Source organism: Flexivirga sp. YIM B11880, from assembly GCF_058148645.1.
Genome location: NZ_JBMAMH010000001.1, coordinates 575065 through 598018, shown reverse-complemented (window position 1 = coordinate 598018; position 22954 = coordinate 575065). Strand labels below are relative to the sequence as shown.

20 protein-coding genes are annotated in these 22954 nt (G+C 69.0%); 6 read left to right on the top strand and 14 right to left on the bottom strand.

From position 1 onward, the window contains the following. Positions 1-6 precede the first annotated feature (6 nt). The 5 genes from ACN8HC_RS02850 to ACN8HC_RS02830 all read right to left on the bottom strand — a co-directional run bounded on the left by ACN8HC_RS02850 (position 7) and on the right by ACN8HC_RS02830 (position 6576). Positions 7-1896 carry a sensor histidine kinase gene (locus tag ACN8HC_RS02850; protein WP_490073353.1) on the bottom strand — a complete coding sequence of 630 codons (1890 nt, stop codon included), beginning with the start codon at positions 1894-1896 and terminating at the stop codon, positions 7-9. Positions 1897-2136: 240 nt separating this feature from the next. Next, positions 2137-3168, bottom strand: a complete 1032-nt coding sequence (locus tag ACN8HC_RS02845; RefSeq protein WP_490073352.1) for a GH25 family lysozyme — start codon at positions 3166-3168, stop codon at positions 2137-2139. A gap of 96 nt (positions 3169-3264) precedes the next feature. After that, positions 3265-4410 (bottom strand): alpha/beta hydrolase-fold protein, encoded by a 1146-nt coding sequence (locus tag ACN8HC_RS02840; protein WP_490073351.1) that lies wholly within the window; start codon positions 4408-4410, stop codon positions 3265-3267. After that, positions 4403-5365: a Type 1 glutamine amidotransferase-like domain-containing protein gene (locus ACN8HC_RS02835; protein WP_490073350.1), complete on the bottom strand. Its 963-nt coding sequence runs from the start codon at positions 5363-5365 to the stop codon at positions 4403-4405. Before ACN8HC_RS02835 ends, ACN8HC_RS02840 begins: the two co-directional genes overlap by 8 nt. Next, the gene (locus tag ACN8HC_RS02830; RefSeq protein WP_490073349.1) at positions 5362-6576 is read right to left on the bottom strand and encodes an ATP-grasp domain-containing protein; all 1215 of its coding nucleotides are present in this window, start codon (positions 6574-6576) and stop codon (positions 5362-5364) included. The genes ACN8HC_RS02835 and ACN8HC_RS02830 overlap by 4 nt, the downstream gene beginning before the upstream one ends. Before the next feature lie 65 nt (positions 6577-6641). Between ACN8HC_RS02830 and dinB the strand changes: the two genes are divergently transcribed. Together dinB and ACN8HC_RS02820 are read left to right on the top strand one after the other, a co-directional pair. Beyond that, positions 6642-7832, top strand: a complete 1191-nt coding sequence (dinB, locus tag ACN8HC_RS02825) for a DNA polymerase IV (RefSeq protein WP_490073348.1) — start codon at positions 6642-6644, stop codon at positions 7830-7832. Positions 7833-8160: 328 nt separating this feature from the next. Beyond that, complete coding sequence (locus ACN8HC_RS02820; RefSeq protein WP_490073347.1) at positions 8161-9486, top strand: HNH endonuclease signature motif containing protein; 1326 nt, start codon at positions 8161-8163, stop codon at positions 9484-9486. Positions 9487-9518: 32 nt separating this feature from the next. On the opposite strand, the gene ACN8HC_RS02815 is transcribed toward ACN8HC_RS02820, so the two are convergent. Then, the gene (locus ACN8HC_RS02815; protein ID WP_490073346.1) at positions 9519-10727 is read right to left on the bottom strand and encodes a CaiB/BaiF CoA transferase family protein; all 1209 of its coding nucleotides are present in this window, start codon (positions 10725-10727) and stop codon (positions 9519-9521) included. Beyond that, positions 10724-11398, bottom strand: a complete 675-nt coding sequence (locus tag ACN8HC_RS02810) for a hypothetical protein (protein ID WP_490073345.1) — start codon at positions 11396-11398, stop codon at positions 10724-10726. Before ACN8HC_RS02810 ends, ACN8HC_RS02815 begins: the two co-directional genes overlap by 4 nt. A 116-nt stretch (positions 11399-11514) precedes the next feature. On the opposite strand from ACN8HC_RS02810, the gene ACN8HC_RS02805 reads away from it, so the two are divergent. Then, the gene (locus ACN8HC_RS02805; protein ID WP_490073344.1) at positions 11515-12033 is read left to right on the top strand and encodes a peptidylprolyl isomerase; all 519 of its coding nucleotides are present in this window, start codon (positions 11515-11517) and stop codon (positions 12031-12033) included. Then, the gene (locus ACN8HC_RS02800) at positions 12030-12896 is read left to right on the top strand and encodes a rhomboid family intramembrane serine protease (RefSeq protein ID WP_490073343.1); all 867 of its coding nucleotides are present in this window, start codon (positions 12030-12032) and stop codon (positions 12894-12896) included. The genes ACN8HC_RS02805 and ACN8HC_RS02800 overlap by 4 nt, the downstream gene beginning before the upstream one ends. Positions 12897-12898: 2 nt before the next feature. Here the strand turns inward: ACN8HC_RS02800 and ACN8HC_RS02795 are convergent, their stop codons facing one another. Both ACN8HC_RS02795 and ACN8HC_RS02790 read right to left on the bottom strand, forming a co-directional pair. Continuing rightward, the gene (locus ACN8HC_RS02795; protein ID WP_490073342.1) at positions 12899-13459 is read right to left on the bottom strand and encodes a DUF488 domain-containing protein; all 561 of its coding nucleotides are present in this window, start codon (positions 13457-13459) and stop codon (positions 12899-12901) included. 317 nt (positions 13460-13776) lie between these two features. Beyond that, positions 13777-14217, bottom strand: a complete 441-nt coding sequence (locus ACN8HC_RS02790; protein ID WP_490073341.1) for a cell division protein CrgA — start codon at positions 14215-14217, stop codon at positions 13777-13779. 104 nt (positions 14218-14321) lie between these two features. Here ACN8HC_RS02790 and ACN8HC_RS02785 point away from each other — a divergent pair, with 104 nt between their 5' ends. Together ACN8HC_RS02785 and ACN8HC_RS02780 are read left to right on the top strand one after the other, a co-directional pair. Further along, positions 14322-15050, top strand: a complete 729-nt coding sequence (locus ACN8HC_RS02785) for a DUF881 domain-containing protein (RefSeq protein WP_490073340.1) — start codon at positions 14322-14324, stop codon at positions 15048-15050. Between the two features lie 7 nt (positions 15051-15057). After that, positions 15058-15690 (top strand): aminodeoxychorismate/anthranilate synthase component II, encoded by a 633-nt coding sequence (locus ACN8HC_RS02780; RefSeq protein ID WP_490073339.1) that lies wholly within the window; start codon positions 15058-15060, stop codon positions 15688-15690. A gap of 22 nt (positions 15691-15712) precedes the next feature. Here ACN8HC_RS02780 and pknB read toward each other — a convergent pair whose 3' ends face one another. From pknB to ACN8HC_RS02755, 5 genes are all read right to left on the bottom strand, one after another. Continuing rightward, positions 15713-17578 (bottom strand): Stk1 family PASTA domain-containing Ser/Thr kinase, encoded by a 1866-nt coding sequence (pknB, locus tag ACN8HC_RS02775; RefSeq protein WP_490073338.1) that lies wholly within the window; start codon positions 17576-17578, stop codon positions 15713-15715. Then, positions 17575-18798: a protein kinase domain-containing protein gene (locus ACN8HC_RS02770; protein ID WP_490073337.1), complete on the bottom strand. Its 1224-nt coding sequence runs from the start codon at positions 18796-18798 to the stop codon at positions 17575-17577. The genes pknB and ACN8HC_RS02770 overlap by 4 nt, the downstream gene beginning before the upstream one ends. 61 nt (positions 18799-18859) lie before the next feature. Further along, entirely contained in the window at positions 18860-20314 is a 1455-nt protein-coding gene (locus ACN8HC_RS02765) for a peptidoglycan D,D-transpeptidase FtsI family protein (protein ID WP_490073336.1), read from the bottom strand. Next, positions 20311-21663, bottom strand: coding sequence for an FtsW/RodA/SpoVE family cell cycle protein (locus ACN8HC_RS02760; protein WP_490073683.1), 1353 nt, complete (start codon positions 21661-21663; stop codon positions 20311-20313). The genes ACN8HC_RS02765 and ACN8HC_RS02760 overlap by 4 nt, the downstream gene beginning before the upstream one ends. A gap of 7 nt (positions 21664-21670) precedes the next feature. Next, complete coding sequence (locus ACN8HC_RS02755; RefSeq protein ID WP_490073335.1) at positions 21671-22954, bottom strand: PP2C family protein-serine/threonine phosphatase; 1284 nt, start codon at positions 22952-22954, stop codon at positions 21671-21673.

Sequence of the window (22954 nt, the reverse complement as noted above, 5' to 3'; positions counted from 1 at the left end):
TAACCGTCACGGAGTCCGCGCAGCGTCCTGTGGCGCACCGAATCGCCGGGCCGGCCGGGGCACCTGGCAGGCGGTCGGCAGCGTGACGGTGAACATGCTGCCCTCGCCCAGTCGGGAAGAGACCGCGATGTGGCCTTCGTGTCGCTCCACGATGCGCTTGACGATGCTGAGGCCCAGGCCGGTGCCGGCGATCTCGTGGGCCGCCGGGTTGCTCGAGCGATAGAACTCCGCGAAGAGCTTGCGCTGGTCGTCCTCGGAGATGCCGATGCCTTCGTCCACGCAGCGGATCTCGACCGCATCGGGCACCGGGTGGGCGCTGAGCCGGACCGTCGAGCCGCGTGGACTGAACTTCACCGCGTTGCTCGCCAGATTGAGCACCAGGGCCGTCAACTGGTCCTCGTCCGCCTCCACAGCCAACCCCCCGGCCGGCAGCTGCACCTCGATCCGGACGTCACCCGCAGTGGCCAGCGGCGACAGCACCTCGACCGTGTCCGACATCACCTGGTGGAGGTCCACGGTGACACGCTCCAGCGGCCGGTCCGGGTCGCTCAGCCGGGAGAAGGACAGCAGCTCCTCGACCAGGGACAACAGACGGCGGGAATTGCGTTCGATCACCGCGAGGGATCGGCTCGGCATACGGCCCTGCCGTTCACCGATCTCCTCGGTGAGGACCTCGACGTGTCCCAGGATCGAGCTCAGCGGGTTCTTCAACTCGTGCGACACGGTCGCCAGCAGGGTGCTCTTGGCCCGGTTGGCGTCCTGGAGCACTCCGACCAGGTGGCGCTCGCGTTCGAGCAGACGGGCGTTGAGCACCGAGCGACCCAGGTCCCGGCCGACCTCCATGGCACCGTCGACCTCCTGCGGACTCCAGGTCGGGAAAGCCGCCTCGCGGGTCATCACCAGATAGCCGACGCATTCGGTCGCGGCACCCAACGGCACCAGCAACAGGGAGTGCGAACCGATCCCGGTGATGAAGTCCAGCACCAGCCGGGCCTCGTCCTCGGAGAGTGCTTCGCGCGGCTCCATGTGCCGGTGCGCGACGATGGCCGGGCGTTGGCTGAGCCAGCAGTGTTGCGCCATCCGGCCGGCGAGTTTGCGCAGAGCCGGCGGGATCTCGGCGGACATGCCGTCCGGGTACTGCCGTTGGTGACCGTGGTCCCCGGCGTCGTCGATGCCCGCGAACACCCTCACCCACATCCGCTGGCTGCGCAGCCCGTCGGCCAATCCGCTGATGGTGTCGGTGAGGATCTGGTCGATCTCCAGCGACTGCTGCGAGGCACGCACGACCGAATGCACGGCCCCGACCAGGCGGTCGCGTTCGGCCAGCGCAGCCCGCTGCCGCATGTGGCTGATCGCGATGCCCGCCTGGGCCGCGAACACCTCCAGCACCCCCCGGCGGAGTTCTCCTGGTCGCCGCCCGTCGTCCGGCAGGTCGACCGAGAGATAGCCGAGCATCGAGCCGGACGCCGAGAAGAATGGCGCAATCAGCGTGTCCTCGGGGTGCCACAGCTCGGCTTCGGGCAGAGCGCCGTGATCAGCTGTGTGCCAGTCCGGTGACACCCAGCCGGCGAGGTGGTCGGCCGGCAGCCGGTCGTGCGGGAGGAACCACAGGCTGCCCCAGCGTTCGGCTTCGGCGAACTCGGACTCGATCTGCGCCCGTGGGGTGCGCGCGCCGATCAGCTGAGTCCGCGCGTCTTCATCACCGGCCACCGCCACGACCTCGAACTCGTCGCCCGGTTGCAACAGACTCACGGCCGCAACCTGGAACCCCACGATGTCCGAGACGCCCGAGGTCACCAGATCGAGCAGCTCGCCGAGGCTCGGTTGGGCTGCGGCGCGTGAGATGAGCGCACTGAGTCGACGCAGGGCGAGGTGTTCCCACGTGGCGCTGCTCACGCGTGCTCCCTCCTGCTTCGGGAGTCGGCATTCGTCCGGTACCCGTCCGGTCGCTCGCTGCGCTCGCTCACTGCCGGTCCCCTCGTTCTCCGATGTCGTGGACAGCCGTCGGCCACCGGTGCCACCGGTCCCTGGAGCCCTCACAGTAGCGCTGGGTGGGGGTGCTCGCCTCGTCATACGCACCGCGGACGACCGGGCGCCGCCCCGCTCGAATGAGTGAGGCGGCGCGTCGTCGGTGGGTCAGCTGTTGTTCGCGAACGCCTTGAGCGCGGTCATCGGGCCATTGAACCGATCCTGGTCGATGCCGTTGGTGATGCCGTACTGCCAGATCGTCTGCTTGGCCCAGCCGCCGGGCAGCGTGCCCACAGTGGTCGGGTGTGCGAACCAGAGCGCGCTGCTGTGGAAGGCGGTGCTGTCGCCGGTGCAGTCCTGCCACCAGGAGCGGTTGGTGTAGATGACCGGGGTGCGGCCCTCCTTCAGCTTGTATTCGGCCACGAAGGCCTTGATCCAGTTGACCATCGCCGTCGGCGTCTTGCCGTAACACGTGCCCTCGACGTCGAGCGCGCCGGGCAGCGTGTAGCCGTCGGCCCGCCAGGCGCCGCCGTGTGCAACGAACCAGTCGGCCTGCAGGGTGCCGGAGGCGCCCGCCGGATTGGCGAAGTGGTAGGCACCGCGGACCAGTCCGGCGTTGCGCGAGCCCTGGTAGTTCGTCCCGAAGGTCGGGTCGGTCCAGGTGCTGCCCTCGGTGGCCTTGACATAGGCGAAGCGGACCCCCGAGGAGTACTGACCGGCCCAGTTGATCGTGCTGTTGTTGTCGCTGACGTCGATCCCGTGCACGCTGGCGGTCGCCGCGCCGATCCGGTGGGAGGCGTTGTTGTTCTTCAGCGTCGCGTCGAGGTTGCCTTTCACGCCGGCCGCGAAGGTCTGCGAGTGCCCGGCATAGCCGGAGTTGTAGAACACGGTGACCGGCTTGCTCGTGCGATTCCACACCGACGCGGCGTTGTTCTTGACGCACAGACCCTGCCCGGCGCCGGGCCCCTTGAACTCGTAGCAGCTGGGCTGGGTCGCGCCGTAGTCGCTGATCGAAGTGGTGAAGTCCGACACCGAGCCGGCCTCATCCGAGTTGTAGTAGAGACAGAACTCGCCGCTCTCACACACCCCGTTGCGGGCGGTCGCCGCGTGAGCCGGCGACGCGGCGAGCGCGCCGGCACCGAGCAGCAGCGTGGGTGCCGCCACCAGCGCTGCGGTGAGCTTGAAATGTGTCCTGCGCATGGTTTCCTCCTGGGTCGTGGGGTCAGGAGTCAGCCTGCTCAGCAGCGCTGCGAGCTCACTGCGACACCACTGCGAAGCCGACGCAGCGCAGGTGACTTACTCGTAGACGTACTTGTGCGGACCGGGATAGACCCAGGAGAGAGCGTCGCGAAGGCGGTCGCGCCAGTCCTCCCAGGAGTGACCGTCACGCGCCTCGACATACCGGACCCGCATACCGGCCCGCTCGAAGACCGGCACCATCGACCGGTCGTAGACGATCAGGTCCTCGTAGGTTCCACATGAAACGAACAGGCGACTGGCGACCTTGCGAGGTGCGGCGCGGTAGCGGTTCATGAAGCGGACGACCGGGTCGAAGGCCGGACCACCTCCATGGTCCGTGCCGATGTCGGTGAAGACGAACGAGCCGGACTGCAGGATGAGCGAGCCGAACACGTCCGGATAGCGGTATGCCGTGGACAGGCTCGCCACCGCACCGAACGATGCCCCCATCAGACAGCGGGCGGAAGGTGTTGCAAGCAAAGGAAACTCGTCCTCGACCGTCGGAAGCAGCTCCTTGGCGATGAAGCGGGCGTGCTGGACGGAGTTGGCGTATTCGCGAGTGCGGTCGCCCGGGTTGGTGAAGATCACCACGGTTTCGGCCATGTCCAGCCGGTGGATGAGGTTGTCCAGCACGGTCTTCATCGCCGCGTAGTGCAGGAAGTCGTCGCCGTCGTGCACGATCAGCAGCGGATAACGGTGCGTGCTGCGGAACCGTGCCGGGAGGTAGACGCGGCACTCGCTGCGTCGCCGCAGCGCCTTGGACTGCACTGTCAGATCGACGATTTCACCCGGTCGCGCGTCCGGGTCCGGGTGCACCCAGTCGGGCACGACATACCCGGTGGCCTGGCACACCGACGACGACCCGACCGGACTGTTGGCCACGTGCGGATTGAGGGGATCGTTGCCCTGCTCGTGATGTTCGCCGTGTCGCACTTCCAGCTGGTATTCGACCCGAGACCCGGCCGGCAGCTCCAGCACGACGTACCACAGGGACGTGTCGGCGAGGCGTTGCATCGGTACCCGTTGCTGCTGCCCGACGATTCGGTGCCGCACCCAGACTTCGTCGGCGTCCCCTCGGTAGAGGAAGGTGCAGCGCTCGCCCTCCACGATCGGAACGTCGTGCTGGTGCAGGAAGCGGTCGATGGCGTTCTCGTCCAACGGCTTCCGCGAGCGGAGCCGGTGGATCGCCAGTTGTCTAGCCATCGACGGCACCCTCGGAAGCTGTAGCGACAGTGGACATCTCACCGGATCGCCCGATGACCGGTGTGTCTCCGGGTAGTGAACCGTCCGCCGCCACGGATATGCGCGCTCCCGGATCGAGCGGCACGCACATTGCCGGGGCAAACCGCTTGGCGAGCAACGACATTCGCTCCGTGTTGGCCATCTGCAGGCGCTTGTGCGCTGCCGGCAGCACGACGGTCCCGCACAGCAGACCGAGTCCGTCGTCATACACCTCGGGTGCGCGCGGTCCGCGAATCGCGTTGTCGTTGAAAAGGACAACGCGCTCGGTCAGCACCATCGCGCCGGCCGACCAGGCGATGATCGGCAGCCGGTCGAGGCCGGCCGGGACGACGTTGAAGAGGTGCAGCGCGTCGAGCAGCTCACCGACATGACCACCGGCGATGACCACAGCCTGCGTCTCGGCGAGGATCTGGGCCACCTCCGCCCGGTGGGCGGCGACCAACGGATGCTCGTGCGGCTGGGTCGCCGCGTAGAACTCGGCGTTGGCCTCCCGCACCCGCTCCAGGTGCCGCCGGTCCAGCGAGCGCAGCACTTCTTCCGCGTCACGCAGTGCCTGCTCCTGGGCGCGCGGTGAACGCTCGGTCTGCTCGCGCAGTTCGGTGATCGCCCGGGAGGTGTGACCTACTCCGATGAGATAGAGATCTTGTATGTCGGACAGCTCCGCCTGGCGCGCCCGGTGCGCAGCGGCGAAGTCGGGGTCCCGGTCGAGCACGTCCTGCCGACGGGTCCAGAGCGCCAGATTGACCGCTCGCCCGCCGAGGTGCTCGCGCAGTTCGTCGTCGACGACCTCGCGCTCGAGCCAGCCCGCGGTGACGGTCGCGAACGGTCCGTCCACGTGGAGCCCGGCGACGACCTTGTCGAGTGACGGACGGCGCTGCGGACCGAGCAGCACCATCCACGGACGATCCGGAATCACGCCGCGTGCACCTGCACCCTGCGCCCCACCTCGTCCAGCATGCCGCGCAGGACGTCGTAGTCGCCGTGGCGCATGCGGATCCACGCGTTGGCCATGTAGCCGGCCTCGATCGGCTGTGTGGCCGCGCCGACCGGAAGGTGGGAGTCGAGGATCCACTCGCCGAACCGCGCGTTGACCTCGTCCAGGCCGTCGATCGAGGTGATGATGCCGTCCCGGTCCGGCCGCAGGGCTATGATCCCCGCGGCATACGCCCTGCTCGGCACGTGCCACACGTGGTGGTGCACCACCGAGTCGGCCCACGCGCGGTAGATGTCCATGTCGTTGCCGGCGGCATACAGGTCCCAGCAACCCACACCCGGAGGCCGCGCGCCGATCTCGCTGAACCGCAAGCCTTTCGGGCTGACGAAGTATTCCATGTGGGTCGGCGCGGTGCGGATGCCGAGCACCTCGTTGACCCGCTCACCCAGCGCCCGCAGCTCAGCGTAGAACGGCTCGGAGTCGACCCGGTTGGTCGCCACGAACTGCGGGCTGATCCACCGGTTGCGCATCGCCTCCAGCACGCCGGGGTAATAGTGCGACGCGAAGTCGAGCGCGATCGCGCCGTCGACACTCAACGTGTCGTAGAAGCCCTCGTGCCCCTCGACGAACTCCTCGATCGCGATCGAGTCGGCCGCGCCGAAAGTCGCTGCCGCCTCGACGAGTTCGCGGTAGTTGTCCACGCGGGTCGTGCCCGCGGCGCCGGCGCCGGCCCGCGGTTTGAGGATGACCGGATAACCGTGCTCGTCGACGAAGTCCCGCAGGTCGTCCAGGTCGTGCGCCGCGGCGGACGCGGCGGTCGGCACGCCGGCCGCCCGCAACGCCTCCTTCATCGCCGGCTTGTCCCGGCACAGCCAGGTGGTCCGCACCGACGTCCCCGGTATGCCGAGGGCCTCCCTCACGATCGCTGCCGGCAGCGTGTGCGCCTCGATCGTCGCCTCCATGCCGTCGATCCAGGCGATCGACTGGAAATGCTCGACCGCCGTGCGCAACTGGTCGACGTCGGTGACCGAACCGACCTGGTAGTAGTGGTCGATCCACGACTGCAACTGCTCGTCGAGCCACTCCCATGGGGTCTCCCCGACGGCGAAGACGGTTGCGCCCACCTCGTGCAGCGCTCGCGCGAACTCGCGCTGATTGCGCGGGAAGTTCGGCTCGACGAAGACGATGTTCATGGCAGGCCAGGCTAGCGGCATTCCGGCGATGGCATGGTGTCCGAGCTGGGTGCGAACATGAGTTCGTGGCAGAGGGAAGTTTCCTGCACGCCGACCTCGACTCGTTCTATGCCAGTGTCGCGCAGCGTGACGACCCGTCACTGCGCGGCCGGCCCGTGGTGGTCGGCGGCGGCATCGTGCTCGCCGCCAGCTACGAGGCCAAGGCGTGCGGCGTGCGCACCGCCACGTCCGGCCGGATCGCGCGCCGGCTCTGCCCTGACTTGGTCGAGGTGCCGCCGACCTTCACCGCGTATGTCGAGGCGTCGCGAGCGGTCTTCGCCGTCTTCCGGGACATCACGCCCGTTGTCGAAGGCATCTCGATCGACGAGGCGTTCCTCGATGTCGGCGGCCTCGCCCGGCTCAGCGGTTCGCCCAGCCGGATCGGTGCGCTGCTCCGGCGTCGGGTCAAGGCGGAGGTGGGCCTGCCCATCTCGGTCGGCATCGCGAGCAGTAAGTTCCTCGCCAAGGTGGCGAGCGCCGCGAGCAAGCCGGACGGACTGCTCAGCGTGCCGGTCGGCGCCGAGCTGGACTTCCTCCATCCGCTGCCGATCGAGGCGCTGTGGGGCGTCGGCAAGGTCACCTCGAGCCGGTTGCATGACCGCGGCATCGCCACCGTCGGGGCGCTGGCCCGGCTGGACGAGCCGACGCTTGCCGCCATCGTCGGGCCGGGAAGTGCCCGGCAGTTGCACGCCCTGTCGCACGGACACGACCCTCGTCGGGTGGAGACCGGGCGTCGTCGCCGGTCGATCGGCGCGCAGCGGGCGATCGGCCGGGGCCGTCATACCGCCGAGGAACTCGACGCGACGCTCGTCAGCCTGGTCGACCGGGTCACTCGGCGGATGCGGTCCGGAGAGCGCATCGGCCGCACGTTCGTGCTGCGCCTGCGCTTCGAGGACATGACCCGCGTGACCAGGTCTCGCACGGTACGCCGGGCGACGGCGGGCACCGATGCCTGGCTGGCCGCCGGCCGGACGCTGCTCCAGGAAGCGATGCCGCTGATCGCCGACCGCGGCGTGACGTTGCTCGGCATCAGCATCACCGGACTCGACGAGGCAGCCGACGAGCAGCTCGAGCTGCCGTTCGCGACCGACGCACCGAGCCGGCTCGACGGAGCGCTCGATGCGGTGCGGGACAAGTTCGGCAGCGGCGCGGTGACCAGGGCCGTGCTGCTCGGCCGGTCCGAAGGCTTCAGCGCGCCCCAGCTCGACTCGCACTGAACGGGCGGCTGCGCTGCTGCCGCGCTGGCATTACCACGCCCCCGGAGCACCGGGCAGGCGGACTGACCGCTGGACATGCAGAGGAGACCTCGTCGAACGCGTATCGGCGTCGTCGGTCGTTGATCCCCGCTGGCGATTTCTTGTCAATCAAATCGAAAATCAGTTCGCTAAAATGATGTACACGACAGCGGTTCGCTGATAGTCTGGTGAGCAACGAAAACACTTCAAGGGGAGGGAGTTCGCGATCATGTCGATCGATTCTCCCTTGCGATTTCCGGAACAACCCAAGCCGATTCGACCGGATACGGATCGGTGGGACATTGTCGCGGTGGATGAGCGGCCGGCCCCGGGTCGTGGACCGCAGGTGTTGACCGCACTCAGCCAGGCGGCCGAGCTGTTGGACGAAACGCCGGACGTGCTAGGGCAGCTGGGGCAGGAGCAGATCACCGAGTTGATGGGTGTGCTGCTGCGGTTGCATGCACGGGCCGGCCAGGTGGGTGCGTTGGTGGTCGCGGATGCGGACAGCCGAGGGGTGATCAGCGCCTCGACCGCGGCCAACCCGACCGGGTGGGTGCAAAGTTGCGCTGCCAGCGCGGGTGTGCCGGTCGAACCCCGTGATGCGTCTCTGATCGCCAACGTCGCCCAGTCGTGCCGGGACAGGCGCAACCAGGTCGCGACCGCGGCGGTGCGAGAGGGCTGCTGCACGCTGGCCACAGCTCGCGCCGCGGTGCAGCAGACCGCGCGCGTCGCTGAAGTAGTCCCGACCGCGACCCGGGAGGAGATCCAGTCCTGGTTCCTCCAATTGGATCCCTCCCTGGGGTTCCGCGGCGTCAATGAGTTGACCCGGCGGATCATCGCCCGCTACGACGCCGACAAACTCTCGGCAGAGGACGCGAAGCTCGAAGGGGTCGAAACCCTCACGTGGCGGACCCTGCCGACCGGCCTAATTCGCTTGGTTGCCGACCTCTCACCCGCAAGCGCCGCCATAGTCAAACAAGCCATTAGCAGCCTCTCCGCGCCGCAGCCGGCCAGGGAACAACACGCATCCGACGAGGAAGTCGACGAGGACCGCACCGCTGAGAAGCTGCGCGATGAGCGGACCCCGGGCAAACGACGCGCCGACGCCCTACTGGACCTCGTCTCTGCCGGGGCGAAGACCGCCTCTGGGGACGGCACCGGTGTCGGTGCCGGCGCCACCGTGCTGCTCACCATGGGCCTGAACGACCTGATCGACCGCATCAACGGGGCGACCACCATCAGCGGCGACACCCTCGACCCCGCTGCAGCGCGCCGGTTCGCATGCGATGCGAAGCTCATCCCGATCGTTCTCGGGACACCGTCCCAACCGTTGGACGTGGGCCGCGAGAAACGCCTGGTCACCAAGGGCATGCGCGCCGCCGTCGTCCATCGAGACCGCGGATGCACCTTCCCGGGGTGTGACCGGCCACCCGGATACTGCGAAGTCCACCACCTCACGCCGTGGTGGGCCGGCGGAGTCACCTCATTACTCAACTCCGCGCTGGTCTGCTGCCGCCACCACCAGATAGTCCACCGCAAGGGCTACTACGCCACCGTCACCAACCGCGGCGTCGTCTGGCACCTCATTGAAGGCGCCATGCCCGGCTGGCGCGCCGACGCCTACACCGCCGCCTGAGCCCGCCGCGGCACGCGCGGACGCTCGACGGCTCAGGTGTTGTCGGGTGTGCCCAGCCAGCGGAGCACCCGATCCCGGTCCGCGCCCAACGACGGCGGCGCCTTGGAGTAGTCCATCGCACTCTCGGCGAAGTGGATCGGGTTGCCGATGGTCGGGATGCGCCGGTCTCCACGACCCGTCTCGACGACGGGCTTCAGTCCGAGCTGCTCGGCGAAACGGGTGCCCTCCGCCACGGTCAGGATGGGGGCGGCCGGCACGTTCGCCGCCTGCAAGAGCTCGAACCACTCGCCCGCCGGGCGAGTGCCCAATCGCTCGGTGAGCAGCGGCCGCAGCTCGGCACGGTGGGCGTTGCGAGCCTCGTTGGACGAGAAGCGGGGGTCGCCCGCCAGCTCCGGCACGTCCAGGCAGCGGCACAGCGCAGAGAACTGCGTGTCGTTGCCGACCGCGATCACGATCTCCTTGTCGGCGGCCGAGAACGGCTCGTAGGGATAGAGACTCGGGTGTTCGTTGCCCATCCGGGAGGGCACCACGCCGCCGGCGACATACGCGGCCGTTTGGTTCACCAGCCCGGACAGCGCCGACGACAGCAGGTTGACCTCGACGTGGTCGCCGCGGCCGGTCTCGTCGCGGACCCGCAGCGCAGCCAGGATGCCGACCGCGGCGTGCAGTCCGGTGATGACGTCGAAGACGGCGACCCCGACCCGGGTCGGCTCGCCGTCGGGAAGGCCGGTGAGGTCCATCAGACCGGAGAGTGCCTGCACCAGCAGGTCGTAGCCGGGCAGGTGCGCGCCGCCTTCGGTGCCGAACCCGGAGATGGACGCGTAGACCAGGTCGGGTCGTGTCGATCGCAGGCTGGCCTGATCGAGGCCGAACTTCCGCAGTCCGCCGGGCTTGAAGTTCTGGATCACCACGTCGGCGCGATCGATGATGCGCCGCGCGACCGCGAGGTCGTCCGGGACCGTGAAGTCGAGCGCGATCGAGTGCTTGTTGCGGTTGACCGACAAGTAGTAGGTGCTGTCCGCACCACAGCGCGGCGGCGCCCACCGACGGGTGTCGTCACCGCCCGGGCTCTCGACCTTGATGACGAGGGCGCCGAGATCAGCCAGCAACATCGTGCAGTAGGGACCGGCGAGCACGCGGCTGAGATCGGCGACCACAACGCCGGTCAACGGCCCTACCGCCGGCCGCTCGAAGATCTCCTCGAGCGCCGGCGACCCCTCAGGCTGCTCGGCGCGCGTCACTCCCGGGCGGCGTGGCGGCCGCGGCGGGTCCCCGACACCGCGGCGTCGACCTGCTCCTCCGTCGTGCCCACCGCGTCGTCGGTGGTGCTGACCGGTGCCGGCCCGTCGTCGACCGCCTCGGCGGCCAGCGCGTCGCGACGCTCGATCTTCGGGAACTCGCCCGAGGTCGAGCCGGCCGACTTCTTCTTGCCGTTGAGGAACAGCGCCACCGCTCCGGCGCCGGCGAGCAGGCCGAACGCGATGAACAGCTTGCCCTTCGTGCGCCGCTTCGTCGCCATCGCGGGGACGGCGAGCTCGACCGTGGTCCGCGCCTGCTCGGGCAGGGCGGCATACAGCTGGTCGCTCGCGACCTTGGCCTTCTTCGCCGCCTCCTTCGCGGCCTTCTCGGCAGCCTTGCGCGCCGACTTCGTCGCGGTGCTGACTTCCGGTTCGGCGGCGCTGGCCACGTCGGCGAGCGCCGCCGAGGTCTTCCGGGCGGCCTTGCGGGCCGACTTCTTCGCCTTGGTGAGCTGCGGTTCGACTGCGTCGGCGGCGTCGGCCAGCGTGGCGGCGGCGGTCTCGACGACCGGGGCGATCCTCTCCCGACCGGCTTCGGCCGCGTCGCCTGCTGCCGCCACCGCCTCGGAAACCTTGTCCTTCGCCACGTCCTTGCGCGAGGTCTTGCTGAGCACGGGAGCCCTCCTAGACATGTGAGTTCCATGTCATCCTGCCAAGCCCGTCCGCACAGCGGCAATGCCGGGGCCGGTGCCCGGACGGTATGACGTCGCGGGGATGCAAGACTGGGCGCATGATCGCAACGCTGCACACCAATCACGGCGACATCAAAGTCAACCTCTTCCCGAACGACGCGCCCAAGACGGTCGAGAACTTCGTCGGCCTGGCGGAGGGCACGAAGGAATACCGCGACGACGCCGGTCGCACCAACCCGACGCCGTTCTACGACGGTCTGACGTTCCACCGGATCATCCCTGGCTTCATGATCCAGGGCGGCTGCCCCAAGGGCATCGGCATCGGTGGTCCCGGCTACGAGTTCGACGACGAGATCTCCCCGGACCGCAACTTCTCCGCGCCATACATCCTCGCGATGGCGAACGCCGGCAAGCGCGGGGGCCACGGCACCAACGGTTCGCAGTTCTTCATCACCGTCGCGCCGACGACCTGGCTGCAGGGCAAGCACACGATCTTCGGCGAGGTCGCGGACCAGGCCGGCCGCGACGTGGTCGACAAGATCGCAGCGGTCCGGACCGGTGCGCAGGACCGCCCGGTCGAGCCCGTGGTGATCGAGAAGGTCACCATCGAGAAGTGACGAACAGCATGGGGGACCTGCCCCGCTGCCCACGCCACCCGGACCGGGTGGCGTTGGTGTCCTGCCAGCGCTGCGGCCGGCCGACCTGTGCGGAATGTCAGCGTCCGGCCGCGGTAGGGGTGCAGTGCGTCGATTGTGTGAGGGCGCAGCGGAGACAGTCCCGGGGCCTGGTCACCGCGTTCGGCGGCCGGGCGGTGCAAGGGCGGCCGGTGGTGACGATCGGGCTCGTCGCGATCTGCGTCGTGGTGTGGATCGGCCAGAAGGTCGACCCGACCGTCACCGCCGACATGCTCTACGCGCCGGTCCTCTCCGGCGCGGACCCGTGGCGTTTCCTGACCGCCGCCTTCGTGCACTCGCCGGACACCCCGTTGCACCTGCTGTTCAACATGTATGCCCTCTGGATCGTGGGGCAGTATCTGGAGCCGATGCTCGGCCGTGCCCGCTTCCTCGCGCTCTACCTGATCTCCGCGGTGGGCGGATCCGTCGGCTACGAGCTGCTGGCGTCCACTCCGCACTCGGTGAACGACGTCAACACCGGCTGGTTCACCCCGACGGTCGGCGCGTCCGGGGCGGTCTTCGGGCTGTTCCTCGCGGTGGTCGTGCTCAACCGTCACCTCGGCCTGCAGAGCGGCCCGATGATCGGGCTGATCGTCATCAACGCCGTCATCGGCTTCGTGCTGCCGGACATCGCCTGGCAGGCACATCTCGGCGGTGCGGTCACCGGCGGTCTGTGCGCCGGCGCGATCGCGTTGCTCGGTCGCGAGCGCGCCCGCTGGCAGTGGCCGGCGCTCGCCGCGATCAGCGCGTTGCTCGTCGTGCTCGCGGCCGTGCGCTTCGAGTCGGTGCACCTGCTCGTCGCGTGACGTCATACCTCTGAGGCGGGCGGCGGATAGGTGAGCCGGCCGCGCTCGTCGGCGACCGGTTCGGCACCCCACTGGCCGAGGTCGTGCCGGCGCGCCTCACCGCCCGGCAGGATGTCCCACACCGTCCAGCCGCGGGCCACCAGCGTGTTGGCGATCAGCAGCCGATGGCAGCGCCACGGCATCGGCTCGCCGCACATGATCGCCACCCGCCGGGTGCCGGCCAGCTCGGTGAGCTGCTCGATGCCGCGCTCGTAGTCGCGGGTCAGGCCGTAGTCGGCATAGTTTCTGAAGCTGGCGTTCTGCCAGCCGGCGTTGAGTGACGGGTCGACGTCCTGCCGCGGACGGCGGCCGCCCAGCGCAGGGAGCTGGAGGTAGTCGAGGCCGGCGTCCGGCAGCCACCGTGCCATGGCGTCGCCGCCGTATTGCGGGTTGCGCCGCGAGCCGGGATGGGCGCGCACGTCCGCCACGACATCGATGCGGTGCCGCCGCAATTGCGCGAGGAAGTCGGCGGGCGGACTGGTCCAGTGGCCGATCGTCCAGACCTCACGCACCGGGTCGTTCACCCGATCGAAGTTACACCCATGTCGTTTTCCACTGCGTGTGGACAACCCTGTGGACAACGGCACACCAGCTGGCTTCGGAGACGAGGTATGCCGCCGTGTAATCGCGCCGAGCCGGCATGTGGGCCCGAAAATCTGCGTGACGGTTGACGAATAGCGGTCGGTATGGCGCCGCACATCGCAGCTCAGCGGCGTCGTGGCAGGTCACACCGCCCCGGGTCCCAGTGTTCCGAGCGGTGAATCACAACGGTGTAGTTTTCCACCACCTGTGGAAAAACCTGTGGGTAACGCCAGGCCGGTCCGGCGTCGGGACCGGCTGACTAGCGCCAGCGGGTCGTCATACCGAAGCCGACGAGGATGAGCACGAAACCGATCGCCATGTTGGCCAGCCCGATGCCGGGGATCGGGTACTTCTCGGCGGACAGGTAGTAGACCACCAGCCAGAACAGCCCGACCACCATGAAGGTGCACAACGTCGGCACCCACCAGCCGGGGCTCGGGGCGTCGATGGCCTTGGCGGCGCGCTTCTCCTCGCGCTCGGCGTCCGCCGCGCGACGGGCCGCCTTCTTGGCCTCGCGGGCGGCTTCCTTCTCGGCCTCGCGCTGGGCGGCCAGGTTGGCGGCCTTCTTGGCCGCCAGGTCGTCGATCGCCTCGGCGGCCACCGCGCCCTTGTCGCTCGTCGCGGCGCGCGACTCCTGCTCGGCGATCAGCTCGGCCTCGTCGGTGTCGGCCTCGTCGGCTCGCTTGTCGGGCTTCGTCATAACAGCAGGATCGCTCTCTTACGGCGGAATGAAAGAATCGCGCACAAGACTAGTCATCGGCGGTGTGACGCCGGTGCCCGGCGACCTGAATGGCGGTGTGCGAGATGTGGCGACCACGCAATCGATGGGCGTATGCCGTGCCGGTGATCGGTGTCGCCGCGGGGCTGCTCTTCGGGGTCAGCGCCGCCACTTCCCAGGGCTCGGATCTGCGGCCGGGCACCCGCGATCTGGTGCAGGTGGTGCAGGACGGCAACCGGAAGGTGGCCGGGCAGGCGGCGACGGTCGCGGCGCTGCAGACCCAGGTGGCCAGACTCGGTCAGCGGGACGCCCCCGGCTCGTCGAAGCTGCGCACGACGGTCCGGACCGCCGACGGCTACGCCGGAACGGCCGGCCTGAACGCGGTCACCGGTCCGGTCGTCACGGTCTCGCTCAACGACTCGAGCCGGGATCCGTCGACCCTGCCGGCGGGCGCCAACCTCGACTGGCTGGTCGTGCACCAGCAGGACGTCCAGGCGGTGGTCAACGCGCTGTGGGCCGGTGGGGCAACTGCCATGATGCTGATGGACCAGCGGGTGATCTCCACCTCCGCCGTGCGCTGTGTCGGCAACACGCTGCTGCTCCAGGGCCGGGTCTACTCGCCGCCGTTCGTCATCAAGGCGATGGGTGATCCGGCACAGCTGAAGAAGGCACTCGACGACAACCCGGACGTGCAGAACTACCAGGCCTACGTGCCGCTCGCCGGTCTGGGCTACGACGTGCAGACCACCGGCAAGGAGACGTTCCCGGCATACCAGGGGGCGCTCGACCTGAAATACGCGAAAGTCGGGAAGTAGGGCAGAAGTGACCTCGATATTGGTGATCGACAACTACGACAGTTTCGTCTTCACGATCGTCGGCTACCTACAGCAGCTCGGCGCGGAGACGACGGTCGTGCGCAACGACGCGGTCACCCCCGCGGAGGGTGCCGCGTATGACGGCGTGCTGGTCTCGCCCGGGCCCGGCACCCCGGAGGAGGCGGGCGTCTCCACCGCGATGATCGCGGCGTGCGCCGAGCGATCGCAGCCGATGTTCGGCGTGTGCCTGGGGCATCAGGCGCTCGGCGTCGTGTATGGCGCCACGGTCGGGCGGGCGCCGGAGCTGCTGCACGGCAAGACGTCGCGCATCGTCCACGACGGCACCGGTGTGCTCGAGGGCGTGCCCACGCCGTTCACGGCCACGCGCTACCACTCGCTCGCGATCGAATCCGCGACCGTGCCGGACGAGCTGGTCGTCACGGCCCGGACCGACAGCGGAGTCGTCATGGGCGTGCAGCACCGCACGCTGCCACTGCACGGGGTGCAGTTCCACCCCGAGTCCGTACTCACCCAGGGCGGGCACCGGATGCTCGCCAACTGGCTGGAGCTGTGCGGGCTCGCCGGTGCAGTGGAGCGGTCCGCCGGGCTGGCTCCGCTGGTGCACACCGCGGCGCGGTAGCGGCCCGGCATACCGCCCCCGGTCACCCCCCGCCGGCGCCGGGGGTCTTGGTCGGCGTCGTCGACGACGGCGAGCTGCTCGGTGAGGTCGGCGAACTGCTGGGCGAACTGCTCGGCGAGCTCGGTGAACTGGTGGAACTCGGCGGCTGGGTGACGGTGACCGTCGCGCTGACCGTGGGCGAGTAGACGCCGATGGTCAGGGTGACGGTCGAGTCCTTGTCGACCAGCGTTCCTTGGGCGGGTGAGACCTTCTGCACCTTGCCGCCCTGACCGGCGTCGGCCACCGGCACCTGCTGAGTCTTCCACTTCAGGTGTGCCTGGCGCAGCGCGAACTGCGCGTCGCCGGCTTCCTGGCCGAGGAGTCCGTCCGGCACGTGCACCTTGCCGTTGCTGACGTGCAGCGTCACGGTCTGGCTGGGATCGGCCAACGACCCGATGGACGGCTGGGTCGACGCGACCCGGCCCTTGTCGTAGTCGGTGTCCGAGACCTCATGGGACGCGGCCGTGACCTTGCTGAAGCCCGCCTTGCGGAGTGCCTGGGTGGCCTGGTCGACCATCATACCGGACACATCCGGCACCGACGCGAGGCTCGGCCCGCCGCTCACGTTGAGCAGGACGAGATTGGCGGGGTCGACCGAGGTGCCGTTCTTGGGGTCGGTCCCCACGACATACCCCTTGGCGACGTCGTTGCTGCTGACCGTGTGGGCCTGGACGTGGTCGAAGCCGTGCTCGCGCAAGATCCGCTCGGCACTTGCTTGCGACTGGTTGACCACGTTGGGGATCACTTCGTTCGGCGTGCCGCTGTCGCGGCCGTTCATCACCAGGTAGCCGATGCCGAGGATGGCGAGCAACGCGACAACGCCGGCGGCGACCCACAGCCCGGTCAGTTTGCGCTGCGGCTCGCTCTCGTGGATCTCGCGGGTGTGGTCTCGGCGCGGCGGCGGCACCGGCGCCTGCGGCTCACGGTCCAGGAGGGCGCCGCCGCCGACCGCGGCCGCGCTGAGGACCGCCGTCGCGCCGACGCTCAGCGGGGCGCCGGTCCGGGCCGCCTGCAGGTCGGACCGGAAGTCGCCGGCCGTCTGGTAGCGGTCGTCGCGCGCCTTGGCGAGCGACCGCAGGGTGACCGCGTCCATGGGCTGGGGCACCGACGGCTCGTAGACCGACGGCGGCTTGGGCGGGTCGGTGATGTGCTGGTAGACGAGCGAGACCGGTTCGCCGACGAACGGCGTGCGGCCGGTCAGCAGTTCGTAGAGGACGCAGCCGGCGGAGTAGAGGTCGGAGCGCGCGTCGACCGTCTCACCCTGCGCCTGCTCCGGCGACAGATAGCGGGCGGTGCCGACGACGGCCTGCGCGGACGTCATCGTGGCGCCGGTGTCGGCGAGCGCACGCGCGATGCCGAAGTCCATCACCTTGACGCTGCCGCCCTTGGTCAGCATCACGTTGGCCGGCTTGATGTCGCGGTGCACGATGCCCTTGTCGTGCGAATACTCCAGCGCCGACAGGATGCCCATCGTGACGCGGGCCGCCTCGTCGGGAGAGAGCTTGCCCTCCTCGTTCAGGATCTCGCGGAGCGTCTGGCCGTCGACATACTCCATGACGATGTAGGGGATGTCGACGCTCGCGCCGCCGGTCTCGGTGAAGGTGTCCTCGCCGGAGTCGTAGACCGCGACGATGGCGTGGTGCGACAGGCCCGCGGCGGCGTGCGCCTCCCGGCGGAAGCGGGTCAGGAAGGTGCTGTCCCGGGCGAGGTCGGCGCGCAACATCTTGATGGCGACGGTGCGGCCCAGCCGGTTGTCGTGTCCGAGGTGCACCTCCGCCATACCGCCACGGCCGATGAGTTCACCGACCTCGTAGCGGCCGCCGAGGATGCGTGGCAGGCCATCGGTCACGATGAGCCCTCCGGGGAGTAGGTGGTGAGGTTGTTGTTGAACGGGCCGGTGTCCGGTGCGGTGGGCACCCTGGGACTTCCCCCGCCGCTGCCGAGTATGACGCCCACGACGATCGCGACGACCGCGACGGCTGCCACGGCACCGATGATCAGCCAGAGCTTGCCCCGCGCGCCGGCCTTCGCCGGGACCGGCTGAGCACCGGACGTGGCGGCGGGCTGCGGCCCGGACTGCCGCCGCTGCGCGCGTGACACCGCCTGCTGACCTCCGGACGGTTGCCCGGCTTGCGGACCGGACTGCGCTGCCGACTGCGGGCCGGACGGCCAGGAGTTCGGCCCGGACGGACCGCCGGCTGCCGCCGGGGCAGGGCGCGGAGCGGTGGCCCAGACGTTCAGGCCCATCTGTTCGCTGTCGGTGACCGCCTGACGCAGCGCGCGGCCGAACTCCTGCGCGGAGTCCGGGCGCTCGGCCGGATCCTTACGCAGCCCGGCGTGGACGACCGCACGCATCGGCGCGGGGACCTCGGTCGGCAGCGGCGGCGGCTCCTCGTTGACGTGCGCGAGCGCGAGGGCGACCGCACTGTCGGAGTTGAACGGCCTTCTCCCACCGAGCATTTCGTAGGTCACCACAGCGAGCGAGTAGACGTCGGTGAGCGCCGTCGTCTCCCGGCCCATCGCGGCCTCCGGCGCGAGGTACTGCGCCGTACCCATCACCTCACCGGTGCGCGTCATCGCGGCCGAGCCGACCGCCCGAGCGATGCCGAAATCGGTCAGCTTCACCACCCCGTCGGAGGTGACCAGCATGTTGGCCGGCTTCACGTCGCGGTGGATCAGCCCGGCCCGGTGTGCGGCGTGCAGCGCGGCGGCCGCCTGCCCCATCAGGTTGGCGGTGTCCGCGGCAGAGATCGGGCCGCGTTCGTGCAGGATCTTCGACAGCGGTTTGCCCGGGACGTATTCCATCACCAGATAGGCGAGGTTGCCTTCCTCGCCGTAGTCGTAGACCTGGGCGATGTTGCCGTGGGCAAGGGCCGCGGACAGGCGCGCCTCGTTGCGGAACCGCGCGGTGAAGCCCTCCTCGTCGGTCAGCCCCTCCTTGAGCAGTTTGATCGCGACGGTGCGGCCGAGGATCTCGTCGCGCGCCTGCCAGACCTCGCCCATGCCGCCTGCCGCGATGCGGTCCGTCAGCCGGTAGCGCCCTCCCATGAGGTCCCCGGGTTGACTCATATCGATTTCCTCGCGTCGTGCGTGTCGGTCATCGGGTCCCTGCCCGAGTCGCGTGATTCAGTCATCGTCCGATCACGGCTTCCATCACCTGCTTGGCGATCGGTGCTGCCACCAGACCGCCGCTCGCCTCTTGTCCGACCGTGCCGCCGTTCTCGACCAGGACGGCCACCGCCACCTTCGGGTTGTCCGCGGGTGCGAACCCGGTGAACCACACGTCGGCGTTCCTTCCTTGACCGTGCTCTGCGGTGCCCGTCTTGCCCGCCACCTTGATGCCTGGGATGGCCGCGTTGGTTCCGGTGCCCTGGCTCACCACGGACTCCATCATGCTCGTGAGGGCGTCGGCCGTGCCCTTCGAGATCGGCGTGGAGAAGGTCTTGGGGTCGGTCGTCTCGATGACGTCGAGGTTCTTGTCGCGCACCGATTGGACCAGGTATGGCGTCAGCTCGTTGCCGCCGTTCGCGATCGCCGCGCTGACCATTGCCATCTGCAACGGTGTGGCGCGCACGTCGAACTGACCGATGGCCGACTGTGCCAGCTGCGGCTCGTTGACGTTGCTCGGGAAGACGCTCGGCGTCACCGACATGGGGATCGACAGGGGCTGCCCGAAGCCGAACTTCGTCGCCATACTGTGCAGCGCGTCCTGGCCGAGACTCATGCCGAGCGACGCGTAGGCGGTGTTGCAGCTGATGGTGAGCGCCCGCTTCAGGGTCACCTTGTCGTTCGCGCCGCAGTTGCCCGGCCAGTCGTTGGGCAGGTAGCTGTTGGTGCCGGGCAGCCGCAGCTTGGCAGGGCCGGGCAGCACGGAGCTCGGGGTGTATTTGCCCGACTCCAGCGCGGCGGCGGTGTCGACCAGCTTGAAGGTCGAACCCGGCGGGTAGAGATTGCCGTTGATCGCCCGGTTGAGCAGCGGCTGCGCGGGGTCCTTGGACAGCTTGCTGAACGCCGACTGCACCTCGTCCAGGTTATGACTGGCCAGCAGGTTGGGGTCGTAGGTCGGGCTGGTCACCATTGCCAGGATCGCGCCGGTCCGCGGATCGAGCGCGACCACTGCGCCGCGCTGGTTGCCCAGCGCCTTGGCCGCGGCCTGCTGTGCCTTGGCGTTGAGCGTCAACTGCACGCTGGCGCCCTGCGCGGACTGGCCGGTGATGATGTCGGTCAGCCGTCGGTAGAACAGCTTGTCCGAGCTGCCGTTGAGGAAGTCGTTGTAGCTGCGCTCGATCCCGGTGCTGCCGTAGGTGAAGGAGAAGTAGCCCGTGGCATCGGCATACAGCGGCCCCTTGGGGTAGCTGCGCAGCCACTTGAACTGGTCGTCGGTCTTCTTCGAGACGGCCACCGCGTCACCGCCGACCAGGATCGAGCCGCGTTCCTTGCTGTATGACGCGAGCAGCGTGCGCCGGTTGCCCGGGCGATTGTCGAGGGCGCGGGCTTGCACGAACTGGATCAGCGTGGTGGAGATGAGCAGGGCACAGAACATGCCGGCGACCACGAGCCCGAGGCGGCGGATGGGGGCGTTCATCGGGTCTTCGCAATCTGGGTGTCGTCGTCGTTCAGTCGCTCGGCGCGGGCGTCCGTGGTGGGCCGGCGGGCCTGGTCGCTGATGCGCAACAGGATGGCGATGATCACCCAGTTGGCCAGCAGCGAGGAACCGCCGGCGGACAGGAACGGTGTGGTGAGCCCGGTCAGCGGGATCACCCGGGTGACACCGCCGACGACCACGAACACCTGCAACGCGATGGAGAAGGCGAGTCCGGTCGCGAGCAGTTTGCCGAAGCCGTCCCGGGAGGCGATGCCGGTGCGCAGGCCGCGTTCGACGATCAGGCCGTAGAGCACCAGGATCGCGAACAGACCGACCAGGCCGAGCTCTTCGCCGAACGACGGGATGATGAAGTCGCTGTTGGCGAAGTAGGTCAGCTCCGGGTGACCTTGCCCGAGCCCGGTGCCGAAGAGGCCGCCGGCCGCCATACCCATCAGCCCCTTGGCGATCTGGTCGGACAGGTTGGGCTGGAACGGGTCGAGCCACAAGGAGACCCGCTCCTGGAAGTGCGCGAAGAGCAGGTAGGCGGTATAGGCGCCGACCAGGAACAGGCCGAGGCCGATGATGATCCAGGAGCGGCGCTCGGTCGCGACATACAGCATGCCGACGAACAGCCCGAAGAAGAGCAGCGAGGTGCCGAGGTCGGACTCGAAGACCAGCACGCCGAGAGAGGCGATCCAGGCGATCAGGATGGGGCCCATGTCACGGGCGCGCGGCAACGGCAGCCCCAGCACCCGCCGGCCGACCAGCGACAGGGCGTCGCGGGTCTGCACCAGGTAGCTGGCGAAGAAGATGGTGATGAGGATCTTGGCGATCTCACTGGGCTGGAAGGAGAAGCCGCCGAGGCCGATCCACACCCGGGAACCGTTGATGTTGCGGCCGATCCCGGGCAGCAGCGGCGTGAGGAGCAGCACGAATCCGGCCAGCCCGAAGATGAACGTGTAGCGCCGTAGTCGCCGGTGGTCCGGCACGAAGAAGATCAGCGCGACCGCGGCGGCGGCTCCGACCGCGGTCCACATCAGCTGCTTGGGCGCGGCGTGCGGCGACCCCGGCGCCAGGTCGATGCGGTGGATCATCACCAGGCCGAGGCCGTTGAGCAGCGTGACGATCGGCAGCAGCACCGGGTCGGCGTATGCCGCCTTCCAGCGCAGCACTAGGTGGAAGATGAACGCGACGACCGCGAAACCGCCGCCGAGGGTGTAGAAGTCGACCGGCAGCGAGTTGTTCACGGCGAACCCGACGTTGGCGTAGGCGACGAGCACGATCGCGACGGCGACCACCAGCAACACCAGCTCGGTGTTGCGACGGGTCCTCGGTGCAGCGGTCCGCATCCTCACGCTAGCAACTGCTTCCGTCCGCGACCTGCGTCTGACAGGTCACCATGTCGGCGCGGAGGTTCTCCACGATGCCGATGGCGGCTTCGCGGTTGCTCGCGGTCATGCCCCGCGACGACACCTTGCTGCGGTCGTAGCTGGGCAGATCGGCCACCCAGATGTCGCTGACGGTGTTGACCGAGTGCAGGCGGATCGGCCCGAGGTTCTGCGAAATGCCCTGGTAGATCGTCACTTTGCCGTTGTGTTCGGCGATGTAGTACTGCCGCTGGCTTGCGGCATACCCGAAGACGGCGATCGCGGCGAGGACCGCGACGATCAGCAGCGCGAGCAGCCCGCGGCGCAGCCAGGCGAAGCGGCGCGGCCCCTCCTCCGCGAGCAACGGACGGCCGTCATCGTCGTCATCGTCCTCGTCGTCGGTCTGGGGTGCGTTGACCTCCCGGCTGAGGGCGGCGGCCTTCTCGGCGGGGGTGCGCGGTGCGGAGTCGGCGCCCGACCCGTCGGTGTCGTGGGCGGCCGCGGCGCCGACGATCTGCGGCGTCGTGGGGTGGGCGGTGTGGTCGTCACCGTTCACGACGTCGGCGACGACGACCGTCACGTTGTCGCGGGTCGCGGCCTTGAGCGCGATCGCGATGAGCGCGTCGGCGATCTCGGCGGGTGTGCCGTCGCCGGTGACGATCTCCTCGATCGTCGAATGGGCGACGTAGTCGGGCAATCCGTCGGAGCACAGCAGCAGCCGGTCGCCGGGCTTCGCCTCACGCAGCGAGAGGTCCGGCTCGTCGTCGTCGCGGCCGGTCAGCACCCGCGTGACCAGGGACCGTTGCGGGTGGTGCTCGGCCTCCTCCGGGGTGATGCGCCCCTCGTCGAGCAGGGTCTGCACGAAGCTGTGGTCCTTGGTGATCTGGCTGAAGACGCCGTCGCGGACCAAATAGGCACGGGAATCGCCGATGTTGGCCAGCGCCAACATGTTTCCGCTGCGCAGGAAGGCGATGAGGGTGGTGCCCATGCCCTCCAGGTCGGGGTCGTCGTCCATCTCCGCGCGCAACCGCGAGTTGGCGTTGTGGACCGCTGTCGCGAGCCGGCGCAGCGCCTCGTCGGTGCCGTAGGACTCACCGTCCAGGCCGATGAGTTCGGTGACCACGGTGGAGCTCGCCATGTCCCCGGCGGCGTGGCCGCCCATGCCGTCGGCCAGGACCAGCAGGTCCGGCCCGGCATACCCCGAGTCCTCGTTGCGGGTCTTGCTGCCGAGACCGAGGTCGGTGCGGGCGGCATACCGCAGAGAGATCGACAT

Excerpts from the sequence above, each read along its gene's own strand:
- ACN8HC_RS02845 (WP_490073352.1), bottom strand. The coding sequence starts at position 3,168 with ATGCGCAGGACACATTTCAAGCTCACCGCAGCGCTGGTGGCGGCACCC.
- ACN8HC_RS02840 (WP_490073351.1), bottom strand. The coding sequence starts at position 4,410 with ATGGCTAGACAACTGGCGATCCACCGGCTCCGCTCGCGGAAGCCGTTG.
- ACN8HC_RS02830 (WP_490073349.1), bottom strand. The coding sequence starts at position 6,576 with ATGAACATCGTCTTCGTCGAGCCGAACTTCCCGCGCAATCAGCGCGAG.
- ACN8HC_RS02805 (WP_490073344.1), top strand. The coding sequence starts at position 11,515 with ATGATCGCAACGCTGCACACCAATCACGGCGACATCAAAGTCAACCTC.
- ACN8HC_RS02790 (WP_490073341.1), bottom strand. The coding sequence starts at position 14,217 with ATGACGAAGCCCGACAAGCGAGCCGACGAGGCCGACACCGACGAGGCC.
- ACN8HC_RS02785 (WP_490073340.1), top strand. The coding sequence starts at position 14,322 with ATGTGGCGACCACGCAATCGATGGGCGTATGCCGTGCCGGTGATCGGT.
- ACN8HC_RS02770 (WP_490073337.1), bottom strand. The coding sequence starts at position 18,798 with ATGAGTCAACCCGGGGACCTCATGGGAGGGCGCTACCGGCTGACGGAC.
- ACN8HC_RS02765 (WP_490073336.1), bottom strand. The coding sequence starts at position 20,314 with ATGAACGCCCCCATCCGCCGCCTCGGGCTCGTGGTCGCCGGCATGTTC.
- ACN8HC_RS02760 (WP_490073683.1), bottom strand. The coding sequence starts at position 21,663 with ATGCGGACCGCTGCACCGAGGACCCGTCGCAACACCGAGCTGGTGTTG.
- ACN8HC_RS02755 (WP_490073335.1), bottom strand. The coding sequence starts at position 22,954 with ATGTCGATCTCTCTGCGGTATGCCGCCCGCACCGACCTCGGTCTCGGC.